General features: G+C 71.7%; 13 protein-coding genes and 2 pseudogenes. 5 read left to right on the top strand and 10 right to left on the bottom strand.

Translation table 11 applies throughout. From position 1 onward, the window contains the following. Window positions 1-69: 69 nt before the first annotated feature. Window positions 70-408, bottom strand: a complete 339-nt coding sequence (locus ACIGJO_RS03020) for a DUF397 domain-containing protein (protein WP_399951149.1) — start codon at window positions 406-408, stop codon at window positions 70-72. Beyond that, window positions 368-1217: pseudogene (locus ACIGJO_RS03015) on the bottom strand (Scr1 family TA system antitoxin-like transcriptional regulator). The gene ACIGJO_RS03020 and the pseudogene ACIGJO_RS03015 overlap by 41 nt, the downstream one beginning before the upstream one ends. 85 nt (window positions 1218-1302) lie before the next feature. Between ACIGJO_RS03015 and ACIGJO_RS03010 the strand changes: the two are divergent. After that, window positions 1303-1785, top strand: a complete 483-nt coding sequence (locus ACIGJO_RS03010) for an ATP-binding protein (protein WP_399951146.1) — start codon at window positions 1303-1305, stop codon at window positions 1783-1785. Here ACIGJO_RS03010 and ACIGJO_RS03005 read toward each other — a convergent pair. After that, complete coding sequence (locus tag ACIGJO_RS03005) at window positions 1751-2566, bottom strand: serine hydrolase domain-containing protein (protein WP_399951143.1); 816 nt, start codon at window positions 2564-2566, stop codon at window positions 1751-1753. The two genes, ACIGJO_RS03010 and ACIGJO_RS03005, sit on opposite strands and share 35 nt — an antisense overlap. A 221-nt stretch (window positions 2567-2787) precedes the next feature. On the opposite strand from ACIGJO_RS03005, the gene ACIGJO_RS03000 reads away from it, so the two are divergent. Further along, window positions 2788-3249: a MerR family transcriptional regulator gene (locus tag ACIGJO_RS03000; protein ID WP_399951140.1), complete on the top strand. Its 462-nt coding sequence runs from the start codon at window positions 2788-2790 to the stop codon at window positions 3247-3249. After that, window positions 3249-4262 (top strand): aldo/keto reductase, encoded by a 1014-nt coding sequence (locus ACIGJO_RS02995; protein WP_399951137.1) that lies wholly within the window; start codon window positions 3249-3251, stop codon window positions 4260-4262. The genes ACIGJO_RS03000 and ACIGJO_RS02995 overlap by 1 nt, the downstream gene beginning before the upstream one ends. A gap of 119 nt (window positions 4263-4381) precedes the next feature. Here ACIGJO_RS02995 and ACIGJO_RS02990 read toward each other — a convergent pair whose 3' ends face one another. From ACIGJO_RS02990 to ACIGJO_RS02960, 7 genes and pseudogenes are all read right to left on the bottom strand, one after another. After that, window positions 4382-5590, bottom strand: coding sequence for an acyltransferase (locus ACIGJO_RS02990; RefSeq protein ID WP_399951134.1), 1209 nt, complete (start codon window positions 5588-5590; stop codon window positions 4382-4384). Next, on the bottom strand, window positions 5587-6738 hold the full coding sequence (locus ACIGJO_RS02985; RefSeq protein ID WP_399951131.1) for an alpha/beta hydrolase: 1152 nt from the start codon (window positions 6736-6738) through the stop codon (window positions 5587-5589). The genes ACIGJO_RS02990 and ACIGJO_RS02985 overlap by 4 nt, the downstream gene beginning before the upstream one ends. A 340-nt stretch (window positions 6739-7078) precedes the next feature. Next, window positions 7079-7768, bottom strand: a complete 690-nt coding sequence (locus tag ACIGJO_RS02980) for a response regulator (RefSeq protein WP_399951129.1) — start codon at window positions 7766-7768, stop codon at window positions 7079-7081. Beyond that, the gene (locus ACIGJO_RS02975; protein ID WP_399951126.1) at window positions 7765-9096 is read right to left on the bottom strand and encodes a sensor histidine kinase; all 1332 of its coding nucleotides are present in this window, start codon (window positions 9094-9096) and stop codon (window positions 7765-7767) included. Before ACIGJO_RS02975 ends, ACIGJO_RS02980 begins: the two co-directional genes overlap by 4 nt. Before the next feature lie 117 nt (window positions 9097-9213). Beyond that, entirely contained in the window at window positions 9214-10182 is a 969-nt protein-coding gene (locus tag ACIGJO_RS02970) for a DUF4429 domain-containing protein (RefSeq protein ID WP_266930381.1), read from the bottom strand. 87 nt (window positions 10183-10269) lie between these two features. Continuing rightward, on the bottom strand, window positions 10270-11481 hold the full coding sequence (locus ACIGJO_RS02965) for an alpha/beta hydrolase (protein ID WP_399951123.1): 1212 nt from the start codon (window positions 11479-11481) through the stop codon (window positions 10270-10272). 245 nt (window positions 11482-11726) lie between these two features. Next, window positions 11727-12374 (bottom strand): annotated as a pseudogene (locus ACIGJO_RS02960) (TetR family transcriptional regulator); the annotation flags it as partial. A 256-nt stretch (window positions 12375-12630) separates the two neighbouring features. Here ACIGJO_RS02960 and ACIGJO_RS02955 point away from each other — a divergent pair. Continuing rightward, the gene (locus tag ACIGJO_RS02955; protein WP_399951722.1) at window positions 12631-14127 is read left to right on the top strand and encodes an MFS transporter; all 1497 of its coding nucleotides are present in this window, start codon (window positions 12631-12633) and stop codon (window positions 14125-14127) included. 187 nt (window positions 14128-14314) lie between these two features. Then, window positions 14315-14758 (top strand): peptidase inhibitor family I36 protein, encoded by a 444-nt coding sequence (locus ACIGJO_RS02950; RefSeq protein WP_399951120.1) that lies wholly within the window; start codon window positions 14315-14317, stop codon window positions 14756-14758. Window positions 14759-14812 lie beyond the last annotated feature (54 nt).

Raw genomic sequence — 14812 nt, 5'->3', positions numbered from 1 at the left:
CCGTGTGCCTCGCTTCGGGGCGGTCGGCGCGGGGCGGCCGGGTCAAACCGGGTCAGCCGGGTCGGCCGATCAGCGCAGCCCGTCCACGAACGCCCGCCAGGCGTCGGCACCGAGGACGATGACGGGCCCGGTCGGGTTCTTGCTGTCGCGGACGGGGACGGAACCGCAGGAGGCGTCGGCCATTTCGACGCACTCACCGCCGGTGTTGCCGCTGTACGACGACTTCTGCCAGGCGGCGCCGCCGGTCACGGTGCATTCGACGCAGTCGCCGCCGGTGTTCCCGCTGTACGAGGACTTCCGCCAGGCGGCCCCGCCGGTGACCGTGCATTCGACGCACTCGCCGCCGTTGGTGCCGCTGTACGACGATTTACGCCAGCGCGTTCCTGTCAGGTCGTGACTGGTCCCCATAGCGTTCCTCCATCACACGAGCGATCAGAGTCGCCGAGTCCTCGGGGGAGAGGGCTGTGGCTTGCAGTCGAGCGTAGCCGACCGAACGTTCCTTGATCACTGATGGGTTGGCGGTCATACGGCCTTCGTCGTAGCCGTCCACGTAGAACAGGTCCGGGTCTTCGTCGAACCGCAGCAGCGTGAACGACCCCATCATTCCGGTGTGCTGGCCGACTGTGAATGGGAGCACCTGGATCTGTACCCAGGGATCCTGCCGGAAGCCCAACAGATGAGCCAGTTGCCTGCGCATGACATCGCGTCCGCCAACTGACTGGAGCAGCGCGGCTTCGCTCAGGATGATCCACAGTGCGGGCGGATTCTCCCGCCTCAGAACCCGCTGACGGTCCAGCCTGGCCGCCACCATCTCATCGACCTTGGTCGGATGATCGACGCCGATCAGTGCCCGTGCGTACTCTTGCGTCTGTAACAGTCCGTAGACCAACTGCGCCTGGTACGTGGAGATGTACGCGGCGCGCGCCTCCATCTCTGCGTACGGCTGGAACCAGCTCGGCAGTTGGCTGCGCAGGACCAGGCCGATCAGCCGCGAGAACACCCCGTCCGTACCCAGTGCCGCGTCCAACCGCTCCGAGAAGTCGCGGGTGGGGACCTTCTTCGTCGTCTCGATCTGGCCGATCAGCGAGCCCGTGCAGAAGATGATCGCGCCCAACTGGCTCTGTTTCAGGCCGTGTGCCTCGCGTTGGCGGCGTAACTCCCATCCGTAGTAGTCCAGGGGGGGAGGCGCTGGGATCGAGACATTGGATGTTGGCCACTGCGGGGGACCTCCGGCGTTCAACGCCTGGCGGCGTTCGTTTCCGTACGTAGCCGAGCGTAGCCAGTTGCTCGCACCATGGTGACATGAATCATGCAACTGCACTCCTGTCCGGTGCCGGGGAGCCCGCCTACCGTGCCGACTTCGCGATGGGCGAGCACTCGGCCCGGCACCTGCGCAGCATCCTGCGCACGTACCTCACCGGCTGGGCGCTTCTCGATGTCGCCGACGCGGCGGAACTCGCGCTCACCGAGCTGATCGCCAATGTCGTCCGGCACGTACCGGGGCGTCGCTGTCAGACCTTCGTCTTCCTGCTGCCGGGCGGGGACGGGGTGCGCGTCGAGGTGGCGGACGGCTGCCCGGAGGAACCCGCCGTCGCTGTGCGTGACGTGCTCGACGAGGGCGGCCGGGGGCTGCTCCTGGTCGACGCCGTCACCGACAAGTGGGGCGTGGAGGCGCGGCGGGACGGCTGCGGCAAGACGGTGTGGTTCGAGTGCATGTCGTCCGTCCCGCCGAGCGCCGCCCGCGCCCCGGTTACGCCGCCAGCTCCCTCAGCACCGCGTCCGTGAACGGGGTCCACACCTCCGCTGCCCACGGGCCGAAGGCCTGGTCGGTCAGGGCGACGCAGGCCGCGCCCGCGACCGGGTCGATCCACAGGAACGTACCGGACTGGCCGAAGTGGCCGAAGGTGGCCGGGGACGAGGAAGTGCCCGTCCAGTGCGGGGACTTGGAGTCCCGGATCTCGAAGCCGAGGCCCCAGTCGTTCGGGTTCTGGTGGCCGTAGCCGGGCAGCACGCCCTTGAGCCCCGGGTGGACGACGGTCTGGGCTTCGAGGACCGTACGGGGGTCCAGGAGGCGGGGGGCCTGGACCTCGGCGGCGAAGCGGACCAGGTCGTCGACGGTCGAGACGCCGTCGCGGGCGGGCGAGCCGTCCAGGGTCGTCGACGCCATGCCGAGCGGTTCCAGCACGGCCTGGCGCAGATACTCGGGGAACGGGATGCCGGACGCCTTGGCGATGTGGTCGCCGAGCACTTCGAAGCCCGCGTTGGAGTACAGCCGCCGGTTGCCGGGGGGCGCCGTCACCCGGTGCTCGTCGAAGGCGAGGCCACTGGTGTGCGCGAGGAGGTGGCGCACCGTGGAGCCCTCGGGCCCCGCCGGTTCGTCCAGCTCGACCGCCCCCTCCTCGTACGCCACCAGCGCCGCGTAGGCCGCCAGCGGCTTGGTGACCGAGGCGAGGGGGAAGCGGTGCGCGGTGGGGCCGTGCGAGCCGAGGACCGTGCCGTCCGCTCGTACGACGGCCGCCGCCGCCGTGGGGACCGGCCAGGTGTCGATGAGTCGCAGGCTCTCCATGTCCCCGAGCCTAACCGGCGCCCGGCCACCCTCCTCCGCCGCCGTCCCCCGCCGGCCGTCGGGCCGCATTCCTTCACGTCCCGGCGTGCGAACGGTGTCCCAGGGCTTCGGGCTTCCGGGCCTTCGGGCCTTCGGACTTCCGGGTTCTCGGGCGATCCGACCTTCGTGGCTCACGGTCTCCGCTTGCTTGGAGTGCACTCCAAGGTTTTAGCGTGGAGGTCATGACGGTGATGGAGAGCACTTCCGTACGGACGGACGCCTGCGTGGCTGCCCCGAAGGCGCATCCGCGCCCCGAGGGCCGGGACCACTACACCATCAGCGAGGTCGTCGCCTTCACCGGGCTCACGGCGCACACCCTGCGCTGGTACGAGCGGATCGGGCTGATGCCGCACGTCGACCGCTCGCACACGGGTCAGCGCCGGTTCAGCAACCGTGACCTGGACTGGCTGGGCTTCGTCGGCAAGCTGCGGCTGACGGGGATGCCGGTCGCCGACATGGTCCGGTACGCCGAGCTGCTGCGCGAGGGCGAGCACACCTTCGAGGAGCGCCAGGAGCTGCTGGAGTCGACCCGCCGCGATGTGACGGCGCGGATCGCGGAGCTCCAGGACACCCTCGCCGTCCTCGATCACAAGATCGACTTCTATGCAGGCGCCCGTCGGGCGCCGGAAAGGCCCAGTGCCTGATGACTGACAACAGGATCGCGACCACGGAGCTCGGCAACGGCGGACCGCGGGTCGGCGTACAGGGGCTCGGCTGCATGGGCATCAGCGAGTTCTACGGGGACACCGACGAATTCGCGGCCCGCGACACCCTCGAAGCGGCGCTGGAGGCGGGCGTCACGCTCTTCGACACCGCCGATGTGTACGGGCGCGGGGCCAACGAGGAGTTCCTCGCCCCGTTCGTCGGCGCGCACCGCGACGAGATCACCCTGGCCACCAAGTTCGGCATCGAGCGGACCGACGACCCGGTCTACCGCGGGGTGCGCAATGACCCCGCGTACATCGGGCAGGCCGTCGAGGCCAGCCTGCGCAGGCTGAACACCGAGGTCATCGACGTCTACTACATGCACCGCCGCGACCCCCTCGTACCGCTGGCCGAATCGGTCGGGGCGATGGCCGAACTGGTCCGGCAGGGCAAGGTCAGGGAGCTCGGGCTGAGCGAGGTGACCGGCGCGGAACTGCGCGAGGCGCACGCCGTGCACCCGATCGCCGCCCTCCAGTCCGAGTGGTCGCTCTTCAGCCGGGACGTGGAGGTCAGCGCGGTCGGCGCGGCGGCCGAGCTCGGCGTGGCCTTCGTGCCGTACTCGCCGCTCGGCCGCGGCTTCCTGACCGGGGCGTTCGCCGACGCGGGCAAGGAACTGACGGACGGCGACTTCCGGCAGGCCCAGCCGCGCTTCACCGGCGAGAACGCCCGGAAGAACGCCGCGCTGCTGGAGCCCGTGCACAGGATCGCGGCGGCGCACGGGGCCACGGCCGCGCAGGTGGCCCTCGCCTGGGTGCAGCAGCGCGCCGGGGCGCACGGCCTGAGCGTGGTCCCGATCCCGGGGACCCGTAAGCGCAGCCGCCTGCTGGAGAACGTCGCGGCGACCCGGCTCACGCTGACGGCCGAGGAGCTGGCCGCGCTGGAGCCGATCGCCGGGCAGGTGGCGGGGGACCGCTACCCGGACATGAGCAGCACCTCCGCAGCGCGCGAATAGCACCTGCCGGCGTTGCCCCGGGCCCTCCGGCGTCCCCGGGCGCTGTGTGCGGCCGCGCGGTCGCGCGGCGCTCCGGGGCGGGGTGAGAGCGCCCGGTCGTGCCGCGCACCCGGCCCCGCTCACGCCAGTCCCAGCGCGAACGCCGTGAACCCCGCCGCCAGCAGCCCCGCCAGCGCGCGGCGGGCGTTCGCGGCGCGGGTGCCCGCCTGCCAGGGCGCCTCGAAGCGGCGCGCGTACCGGGCGATCAGCACCAGCAGCCCGGCGAACAGCGGCATCCACGCCAGCCGGGCCAGGATCCAGCCGATCGTGTCGGGACCGGTCGTCAGCCCCGGCACGGCCCCGGCGAACGACGCCGGGACGGCGGCCGCGAGCATCGCCGTCTGGTGCCAGCACAGGATCGTCATCGCCGACAGATTGATGACGACGACCGGCGCCCACAGCAGCGGGCGGCGCAGCAGCCGGCCGATCCGGTCCCTCAGCAGGATCGCCGCACCGCTCTGCGCGGCGGCCAGCGCCAGCACCAGCAGCGACGGCGGATGCGAGTTGGTGCGCGCCTCGCCGGGTACGCCGACCATCGACGCCGGGTAGTGGAAGGCGAGCAGCAGCGCCGCGAACAGCACACCGCCGCCGACGAGCAGGATCCTCGCGCCCCGCCTGCCGATGCGCCCCTCGCCCCAGGACACCCCGAGCTGATACGCGAAGAGCCAGCCCGGCAGGATGTTCAGCAGGCTCAGCCAGGACGGTACGGAGTCCGCGAGCGGCCCGTAGCGCAGGGAGTCCACGACGGCGACCGACGCCAGCAGCGGCACGGCGGCCCAGCCGCCCATCCTCCTCGCGGCCCGGATGCAGAGCGGGGTGAGGGCCGTGACCACCGTGTAGACCCCGACGAACCAGAGCGGCTGGATCACCAGCGTCGACCCGGTACGCAGCGTGTCACCGGGCACCCCGAGCGCGTACAGCACCGGGATCAGCGCCGCCCAGACCGCGGTCACCCCCAGTACGGGCCTGCCCAGCCGGGCCAGCCGGCCGCGCAGCCAGGCGCCGGTCGTGGACTTCCGGCGGCGGTAGGAGATCACCGAGGCGTACCCGCCGACCAGGAAGAAGATCCCCAGCATCTGGAGCACCCAGCTGACCGGGGCGAAGAACCCGAACGTGGAGAGCGGGCTCGCGTTGTGCAGGGCGCCGCCGTCGTCGAGCGTGAAACCGCCGAGCAGCCAGTGCCCGGTCGGTACGGCGAGCAGGGCCAGGGCGCGCAGACCGTCCACGGCCCGGTCGCGATGGGCGGGGGTGCGGGCGTCGACGCGCGCCGCGAGCTGCTTGAGGCTCATCGTCCGGCTCCGTCCGCGATCGTGGTGCGGCCGGCTCCGTCGGCGACGGCCGTTCGTTCCGACCCGTTGGCGACCGTGGTTCGTTCCGAGCCGTTGGCGACCGTGGTTCGTTCCGGCCCGTCCGCGATCGCGGCGAGGGCGCGCAGGGAGTCCGTCCCGGGTACGAAGTAGCCGGTGTGGCCTTCGGCGTCCTCCGCGGGGACCCGGCGCGCCCCGAACCGCGGATCGGCCGGATCGCTGCCGTGTCCCAGACCGGCGAACTCCACGTTCGGTACGTCGTCGATCCAGTCGGTGGCGTCCTTCGCCGCCCAGACCCGGGCCCGGGTGCGCAGATCGCCCACGTCGTCGGCGCGCATCCCGGGGGAACCGATCACCACCAGGTCGGAGGCGCGCAGCCGGGGCGCGGCGAGACCGCAGACCACGGAACCGTAGCTGTGGCAGAACACGGCGGGCTCGGGCAGCCCGTCGGCCGCCAGCCCCTCCGCGAACCGGGTCAGCCGCTGGGCCCCGGCCTTCGCCAGGCCCCCGGTCGCGGCATCGAGACCGACGCCCACCGGGGTGGTGTACCCGGCCCAGGCGACGACCGCGGTGCCCGCACCGCTCTGCGCGTACAGGGATCTCGCCATGCCCGCCGGAGTGCCGTACACGTCGTTCGTCCGGTCGAAGGTCCCGGCGTCGATGTCGGAACCGGGCACCACGACGGACACCCGGCGCGCCGACCGCAGGTCCCCGAACACCTCGGCGACCTGGCCCCGGCCACGCGGGTCGAACGCGAGGATCCGCCGCCCGGGGGCGGCGAGACTCCGGTACCGGGGGTCGTCGGCGGCCCTCAGGGACAGGGCGTTGGCGCGGTAGCGCAACTCCACCGGGACACCGTCGAGATTGCCGACGACGAGCGGGTGGCGCACCACCAGCCGCTGCTGCTCGGCCGCACCCAACCCCCGGAAGAACCGGGCGACTTCACCCGGAGTGGCCCGCCCCGGATCGGGCAGTTCCTGCCCCCGTGTATGGTCCGCCCGCCAGGACGCGCTGCCCGGCGGTGGCCCGGTCACGGCCGCCTGCGCGTCCCCCGACACCCACCCCGCCGTCCCGGCCACCACGGTGGTCGCCAGTGCGACCGCGACCAGGGTCCTCGCGTATCGACGCATCTCGCCCTCCCTCTCCGGCTGTCGTACGCCGATCGGCGCGACGGAGAGGAAGGTAGGAGGACGACGGGTGAGGAGGCGTCACACCGGGGAGCCACGTGCGAAGTGATACCTGGGTAGGGGGTGTACGACATGGGGCCCGGGACCGGCGGGGCGGGGCGGGGCGGGGGCGTGCGACGGTCCGTGCGGGCTCCGGAAACGGCCCGCGCGGAGGGCCGTACGGCGGTGCGGGGCCGGCCACGCCCCCCGGTGGCCTTCCCCCGCGCCACGCCCCCCGGTGGCCTTCCCCCGCGCCACGCCCCCCCGGTGGCCTTCCCCCGCGCCCCGCGTCCCCCGGTGGCTCCTACGCCCCCGTGTCCCCCGGGGCCACCAGCCCCGACTCGTACGCGAAGATCACCGCCTGCGCCCGGTCCCGCAGGTCCAGCTTGGCCAGCACCCGGCCGATGTGCGTCTTCACCGTCTGCTCGGCCAGCACCAGCCGCGCGGCGATCTCCTGGTTGGACAGCCCCCGCGCGATCAGCTCCAGCACCTCGCTCTCGCGCGGGGTGAGCCCGTTCAGCCGCAGCGCGGGCCCGCCGCGGGACGCCCCGGACGGCCGCTGGGCCGCGAAGTCCGCGATCAGGCGCCGTGTCACGGAGGGCGCCAGCAACGCGTCGCCCGCCGCCACCACCCGTACCGCCGAGATCAGGTCGGCGGGCGGGGCGTCCTTCAGCAGGAAACCGGACGCACCGGCGCGCAGCGCCTCGTACACATAGTCGTCCACGTCGAAGGTGGTCAGCATCAGCACCTTCGGCCGGTGCACCACACCCACCGGCGGGTTCAACAGCTCGCGGGCCGCCGCCAGTCCGTCCATCTCGGGCATCCGGACATCCATCAGCACCACGTCGGGATGCGCGTTCCGGCTGACCTCGACGCCCTGGCGCCCGTCCGGCGCCTCGCCCACCACATCGATGTCGCTCTGCGCCGACAGCAGCGCCGCGAACCCCGCGCGCACCATGGCCTGGTCGTCGACGATGATCACGCGGATGGTCACGATTCCTCCGAAGTCTGCTGTGCGGACGGGGCTTTGGCCGGGGGCAGCGGCAGCCGGGCGGCCACCCGGAATCCGCCGTCGGGCAGCGGGCCCGTGTCCAGGGTTCCGCCGGTCAACCGTACGCGCTCACGCATCCCGACCAGCCCGTGCCCGGTCCCCGTCGTCTCCAGCGGCGAACGGGCGTGCTCCGCGGGGCTGTTGACGACCAGCACCGTCAGATGACCCGCGCCCGCCGTGATGGACACCCGGGTCCGCGCCCCCGGCGCGTGCCGGATCACATTCGCCAGCGCCTCCTGCACGATGCGGTACGCCGACACGTCCACCGCCGGTGGCACCTCGCCGAGGTCCGCCGCCAGCGACAGTTCGGCCGGCAGCCCCGCCCGTACCGTCGCCTCCACCAGCTGCTGCACCCGGTCCAGGCCGGGCTGCGGAGCGCGTTCGCCCTCCGTGCCATCGCTGCGCAGCACCGACAGCAGCCGCCGCATCTCGCCCAGCGACTCCCGCGCACTGGCGGCGATGGACGTGAACTCCTCGCGCGCCTCGTCCGACAGTCCGTCGATCCGGTACGGGGCGGAGTCGGCCTGCACCGTGATCACCGACATGTGGTGCGCGACCACGTCATGCAGCTCACGGGCGATCCGGGTCCGCTCCTCCAGGAGGGTGCGCTGTGCCCGCTCGGCCTCGCTGATGGTCTCCTGCTCGGCGAGCCGGCGCTGCGCCTCGCCCCGTTCCCGTACCGCGGCCCCGATCACCAGCATGACCGCGCCGAGCATGAACACCAACAGCGCGCTGCCGTTGCTGCGCTCGGGATCGACCCGGTGCAGCACCAGGCCGGCGGCACCCGTCAACAGCCAGACACAGACCACGGTCCGCCGGGTCTCCCGCAGCCCGATCGCCAGCAGCACGAACATATAGGCGACGATCACCGGAGGGGGCCACGGCCAGATGTCCAGCTTCCCGGCCGGCTGCGCCAGGAGGACGAGCGCACCGAGGATGTCGGAGGGGAAGATGATCCACCAGGCCTGCAGGGGCCGGTGCGCCAGCATCAGCAACGGGGCGGCCTGGCCGACGGCCAGTGCTCCGGCCACACCCCCCGGTACGTCGTACCGCGTGGTCAGGACGTTGATGGTGATCGGGATGAAGCTCGCGGCGAGGGCGAGCACCACCACGTACGGAGACAGCCGCTGCCACCGTTTCGGGGCACCGGCCAGCAGCGGTGTGGGCGGATGGGACGCGTGGGACAGCCCGTGGGCGAGCTCGCGCAGATTGCGGCGGGCGGCGCTCAGCAGGCCATCGGCGGGCGGCGGCCCGGCGGGGGAAGTGGACATGGCCCGATCAGCGTAGGCAGACGACCCGGAACCCGGCGTCATACCGGGGTGCCGGACCGCCGCCCGGCCACTCATACCGGGGTACGGGGTCGGGTCGGAGCCGCGCCCCGGCCGGGGCTACAGCTCCGCGAGCAGCTGCGCCTTCTTCGCGCTGTACTCGTCGTCCGTCACCAGACCCGCCTGGTGCAGCTCCCCGAGGTGCCGTATCCGCTCGGCGATGTCCGCGGGATCGCGCCGCCCGGCACCGACCAGGACCGGGGCGGGTCCGACCGGTGCGGTCTGCGATCTGCGGACGGATTCCAGTACGGCGGCGGCGAAGGGCAGCGACTCGTGGACCGGGCCGTAGCCGAGGCCGAAGAGCACCGCGGCCGGATCCTGGTCCGCACGGGCCGAATGGCCGGAAACCGCCCGGCCGGTCCCGGGTGCGGTGCCCGCCGCGGCGACGGGTCCGGCCGGGCCACAGGCCTCGCCCAGGCCGCTCGCCCCACCGTGGCCCACCGCCACCGCCGTACGGGGCACGAGCCGGAGGTAACCGTCGAGCGCCTCGGGCGAGCGCCACTCGACCCCGCACAGTTCGGCCACCGGGAAGGTCTGGTCGCCGGCCTTCCACTTGGCGCTGGAGGCTCCGGTCCACGACCACCGGAAGGAGATCCGCTCCCCGTCGAAGCTGGCCCTGCCGTCGTACGCCTTGAAGTTCATCGGGGCCTCGGGGGCAGCGACGAGGAAGCGGTCGGCGGGCAGCCCGTCATCGGGTCCGAGCAGCGCGCGCAGCTCGTCCGCGTAGTACTCGGCGAGGACCTCCCGTTCCGCCGGAAGTACCAGGCGGTACGGGTCGCACCCGTCCTTCAGCTGTCCCGCCGCAGCCTCCAGGAGCGGATCGGCGCCCGGTCTCGGCACCGCACGAAGAACCACCGTGCCCCGCTTGCCTGGGGTCAGCGTCACCGACGACAACGCCGCATGCGGGATGCGGCGTTCACGCAGACTCTGGAAGAGCTTCGGCGTGCGGATACCCCGTTCGAAGCGGATGAGCAAGGAGTCGGTGTCGAACTCCCAGGTGGCATGAATTCCGGCCAGCACATCACCCATGCGCCTCATCGTATGCGGCACAGCCCCGCCCGTCCCCCCTCGGCGTCAAGACCGAATCAATCGGAAGCCCACCACTCTCCACGCGCGTCAGGTTTCCCGCCGACCGGAAATACCGCTGCGGCACGCGGTGTCCGCGTCCGCACAGCTGACCGATCCGTACGCGCCGACGCCGATCGCGGCGAAGTTGCTGAGGCTCTCGGTGCCCGGCTCGAAATAGCCGCTGTGGCCGATCGCGTCCCCCGCCGAGACGATCCGGGCCCCGAAGTCGGGATCCACCGGGTCGGCACCGTGCCCGATCCCGCCGACCGCGAGGTACGGCACGTCCTGGATCCAGTCGTCACGGTCCCGCATCGCCCACACCCGGGCGTCGGTCTCCAGCTGCTCGGCACTGTCGGCCCGCATGCCGGGGCTGCCCGCGACCGCGATGTCGGTCACCCGGGAGGGCACCTCGTGGGCGGCGACCCCGCAGAGCACGGAGCCGTAGCTGTGGCAGAAGAGCGAGACGGCCGAGGTGCCCGGCAGCCCGCTCACCATGGCGTTGAGCCGGACCGCCCCGTCCGCCGCGAGCCGGCCGAGGGCCGCGTCCATGCCGATGCCCGCGGGGGCCGTGTAGTCGGCCCAGGCGATGACGGCGGTACGGGCTCCGGGGCGGACGGCGCGCTCCGCCCCGTACAGCGACTGCGCCATGCCGACCGGTGCCGCGTACTTGCGCCTGGCCGTCCGCTCCAGCGTCAGCAGACTGGTATCGACACCCGGCACGACGACGGAGACCCGTTCGGCGCGGTCGAGATCACCGAACACCTCGGCGGCGCGGCCCTTTCCGGACGGATCGAAGGACAGGATCTGCCGGCCCTCGGCGAGCATCGACCGGAAGCGCTCCATCCGGCGCACGGCTTCGCCGCGGCCGTCCGGGGAGAGTGTGACGTCGTGCGTTCGCCGCCGTTCCACGGCCTGTGCCTGTTTGAGGGCCAGCCGGTTGGCGTGGTAGCGCACGGTGACCGGGACGCCGTTCAGATTTCCCACGACCAAGGGGTACTTGTCCGCCAGCGAGACCTGCTGTCCGGCGGTCAGCGTGGCGAAGAAGTGGGCCAGCCGGTACGGCGGCGCGGAGACGTCCGGCAGCGCGTGACCGGCTATCCGGTCCCGGGCCCACGAGGCGAGCGCGATCTCGCGTGGCTCGTCGGAGCGTTGATGGCGTACGGCGGTCCAGCCCGTGGTCGCCAGCATCACGAACACGACCGCGACGGCGAGCAGCGCGCGCCATGCGGTCAACGTGGGGGAGGAGTCGAAGGAATTCACTGCTCCACACCCTAGGAGACGTGCGACGAACGTCGTTACGAGGGTGACGCACATCACCCGGCTGCGAGGAATCGGCGTCGCCGGCCCTCACGTTCCGTAGGTGCGGCCCGTACGCTCCGCCGTGCTCAGGACCCCGGACGCCGCTTCCGGTGCCCGGTCCCCGCCGCGGCGGACGCGTGGGTGTGAGGTCCGTCATGGCCGGGGGCGAGAGGTGCGGCACAGTGCGGACCGCGGGTGGGAGCGTCCTGGCGCCAGTCGCCCGCGAGTGCGGGGGCGAGCTGGTCCAGGTAGATCCCGGTCAGGTCGCGCAGGGACTCCACGCTCGGGTCGTGCCCCCGGCCCCACAGCTGTCCGGCCACCCGCATCACGCCGGAGAACGCCGCGACGGCCACCCGCGGCCGGGGGTCGCTCGTCACATCGAGCCCTTCCCGTTCCGCGATCAGGCGGGCGATCTTGTCCTCCAGATCGATGCAGCGCCGCAGATGGGCGGCGAGCAGGGTCGGGTTCGATTCGATCAACTGGTAGGTCCGCATATGGAGGTCGACCGTGACGAGCTCCTCGATGGCCTCGCCGATACTGTTCCAGGCGCGCATGACGGCCCGGCGCATTGCCTCGAAAGGGGCCTCGTCGGCAGGGCGTTGACGCAACTCCGACAGGAAGTGGGACTCCACCATCTCCTGGACGGCGAAGGCGACCTCTTCCTTGCTCGCGAAGTAGCGGAAGAAGGTGCGCTGGGACACCTCGACCGCGTCGACGATCTCGTCGACGGTGGTCCGGTCGTATCCCTGGGTCGTGAAGAGAACGAGGGCGGCGTGCACCAGGGCATCGCGGGTGCGCTGCTTCTTGCGTTCACGCAGCCCTGCCGGGTGCTCGGTGTGCTGCCCGTCCGTCACTTACTCGTCCTCTTTTCGCCTTTTGTGCTGTTCAGTTCAGGCCGATTGGCCTGCCCTGCCTGTGAGTTACGTGACAGTTACTGACTTGTGAATTGGTTTGTCAACTGTCAGTGGCTGTCACTAGTCTCCCCGTATGACTAGTCAGACCACCGTCGAGAAGGCACCGCGGGAGCCGGACGACAGCGCCGTACCCGCACCGGTCAAGGGGCTTCGCGGCCACCCCTGGCTGACGCTGTTCTCCGTCGCCATCGGCGTGATGATGGTGGCGCTCGACGGCACTATCGTCGCGATCGCCAACCCCGAGATCAAAAAGGATCTCGGCGCCTCGCTCGCCGACGTCCAGTGGATCACCAACGGATATCTGCTCGCACTCGCCGTCGCCCTCATCACCGCCGGCAAGCTCGGCGACCGTTTCGGTCACCGCCAGACGTTCCTGATAGGCATCGCCGGTTTCGCCGTGGCGTCCGGCGCCATCGGTCTCTCCAGCGAGATCGGTTTCGTCATCGTCTTCCGGGTCCTTCAGGGCCTGTTCGGCGCGCTGCTCATGCCGGCCGCCCTGGGCCTGCTGCGGGCCACCTTCCCCGCCGAGAAGCTGAACATGGCCATCGGCATCTGGGGCATGGTCATCGGCGCGTCCACCGCGGGCGGCCCGATCGTCGGCGGTCTGCTCGTCGAGCACGTCAGCTGGCAGTCCGTCTTCTTCATCAACGTACCGGTCGGCGTCATCGCGCTCGTCTTCGGCCTGGTGATCCTCAAGGACCACCGCGCCGCCAACGCGCCGCGCTCCTTCGACATCGTGGGGATCCTGCTGCTCTCGGGCGCGATGTTCTCCCTCATCTGGGGGATCATCAAGGCCGGTGAGTCGTGGGGCTGGACCGATGGCAGGACCATCGGCTTCCTCGGACTCGCGATCGTCCTCTTCCTCGTCTTCGGCTTCTGGGAGACCAAGGTCAAGGAGCCGCTCGTCCCGCTGGGGATGTTCCGCTCCGTCCCGCTGACCGCGGGCGCCATTCTGATGGTGCTGATGGCCTTCGCCTTCATGGGCGGCCTGTTCTTCGTGACGTTCTTCCTCCAGGGCGTCCACGGGATGAGCCCGGTCGACAGCGGTCTGCACCTGCTGCCGCTCACCGCGATGATGATCGTCGCCTCCCCGGTCGCCGGCATGCTGATCACCAAGTTCGGCCCGCGGGTGCCGCTGGTCGGCGGCATGGTGTGCACCGCCGTGGCGATGTTCGGCATGACGACGCTGAGCGAGAGCACCGGAACCTTCGGCATGTCGCTCTGGTTCGCCCTGCTCGGCTGCGGGCTCGCCCCCGTCATGGTCGGCGCCACCGAGGTCATCGTCGGCAACGCGCCGATGGAGCTCTCGGGTGTGGCCGGAGGCCTCCAGCAGGCCGCGATGCAGGTCGGTGGCGCCCTGGGCACCGCCGTTCTCGGCGCGGTCATGTCGGCCAAGGTGAGCGCGGACTTCGCGGGCAACTGGAAGGACGCGGGCCTGCCGGGTCCGATCGACCCCAAGCTCGAAGAGGCGGCGGAGTTCGGCATCGTTCCCGCCGAGGAACTGGGCAAGGCGCCCGGTATGACCCCGGACGTGATCGACCGGATCGGCGGGGTCATCCACGACACGTTCATGTCCGGCATGGGCCTGGCCTTCACCGTCGCGGGCGCCGTGGCCGTCGTCGCCGCCGTGGTCGCCACGTTCACCAAGCGCGGCGCCAACGCCGAGGCGGGCGCCGGAGTCGGCCACATCTGACCTGCCCGACGGCGCGTAAGCGCCGGCACGGCACGCGTCAACACAGCGCCATGGACAGCCCCGCCGGACCTCTCCGGCGGGGCTGTCGCCTATCAGGGTGATCGGGCCCTGCCCCCCTTCCCAGGGCCTTGTCCGGCGGGTCAGGGTGCGGACAGAAGATCCGCACGACAACGGGGGTTGATCCACCATGCGTACGACCGTTCTCGCCCTGGCCGCCCTGGCCGTCACCGCGCTCGTCCCACCGGCCGTGGCCATGGTCCCGGCCGGGGCCGCGCCGAAGGTCGCTACCGCGCCGAAGCCCGCTACCGCGCCGAAACCGGCTACCGCCCCGAAGCCCGCCGGAGTCGCGCTCGGCAGCTGCGGGGCCGGGCAGCTCTGCCTCTGGCGGAAGCCCGACTTCACCGGCGCCCGGCAGATCCATGAGCTGTCCTCCGTCGACATCGAGAGCTGTGTCCCGCTGCCCGCGGGCAGCGACGCGCAGTCGCTCGCCAACCGCACCGGGCGGCCCGTCACGACGTACCAGTCGGCGGAGTGCGCGGAGACGGCCGAGTTCGAGACGTACCCGGGCGGCGGCACCTGGACGCCCCGCTCCCCGTACGGGGTCAGGGCCTTCAAGATCTGGGAGAACTGACGGGCGCGGGAGCGGCCCGGTACGCCGAAGGGCGGCGGGACCAGTGGCCCCGCC

Source organism: Streptomyces sp. NPDC079020 (assembly GCF_044542225.1).
GTDB lineage: Bacteria > Actinomycetota > Actinomycetes > Streptomycetales > Streptomycetaceae > Streptomyces.
Note: the sequence above shows the minus strand (reverse complement) of the source record. Positions and strands in the feature narration are given on the sequence as shown.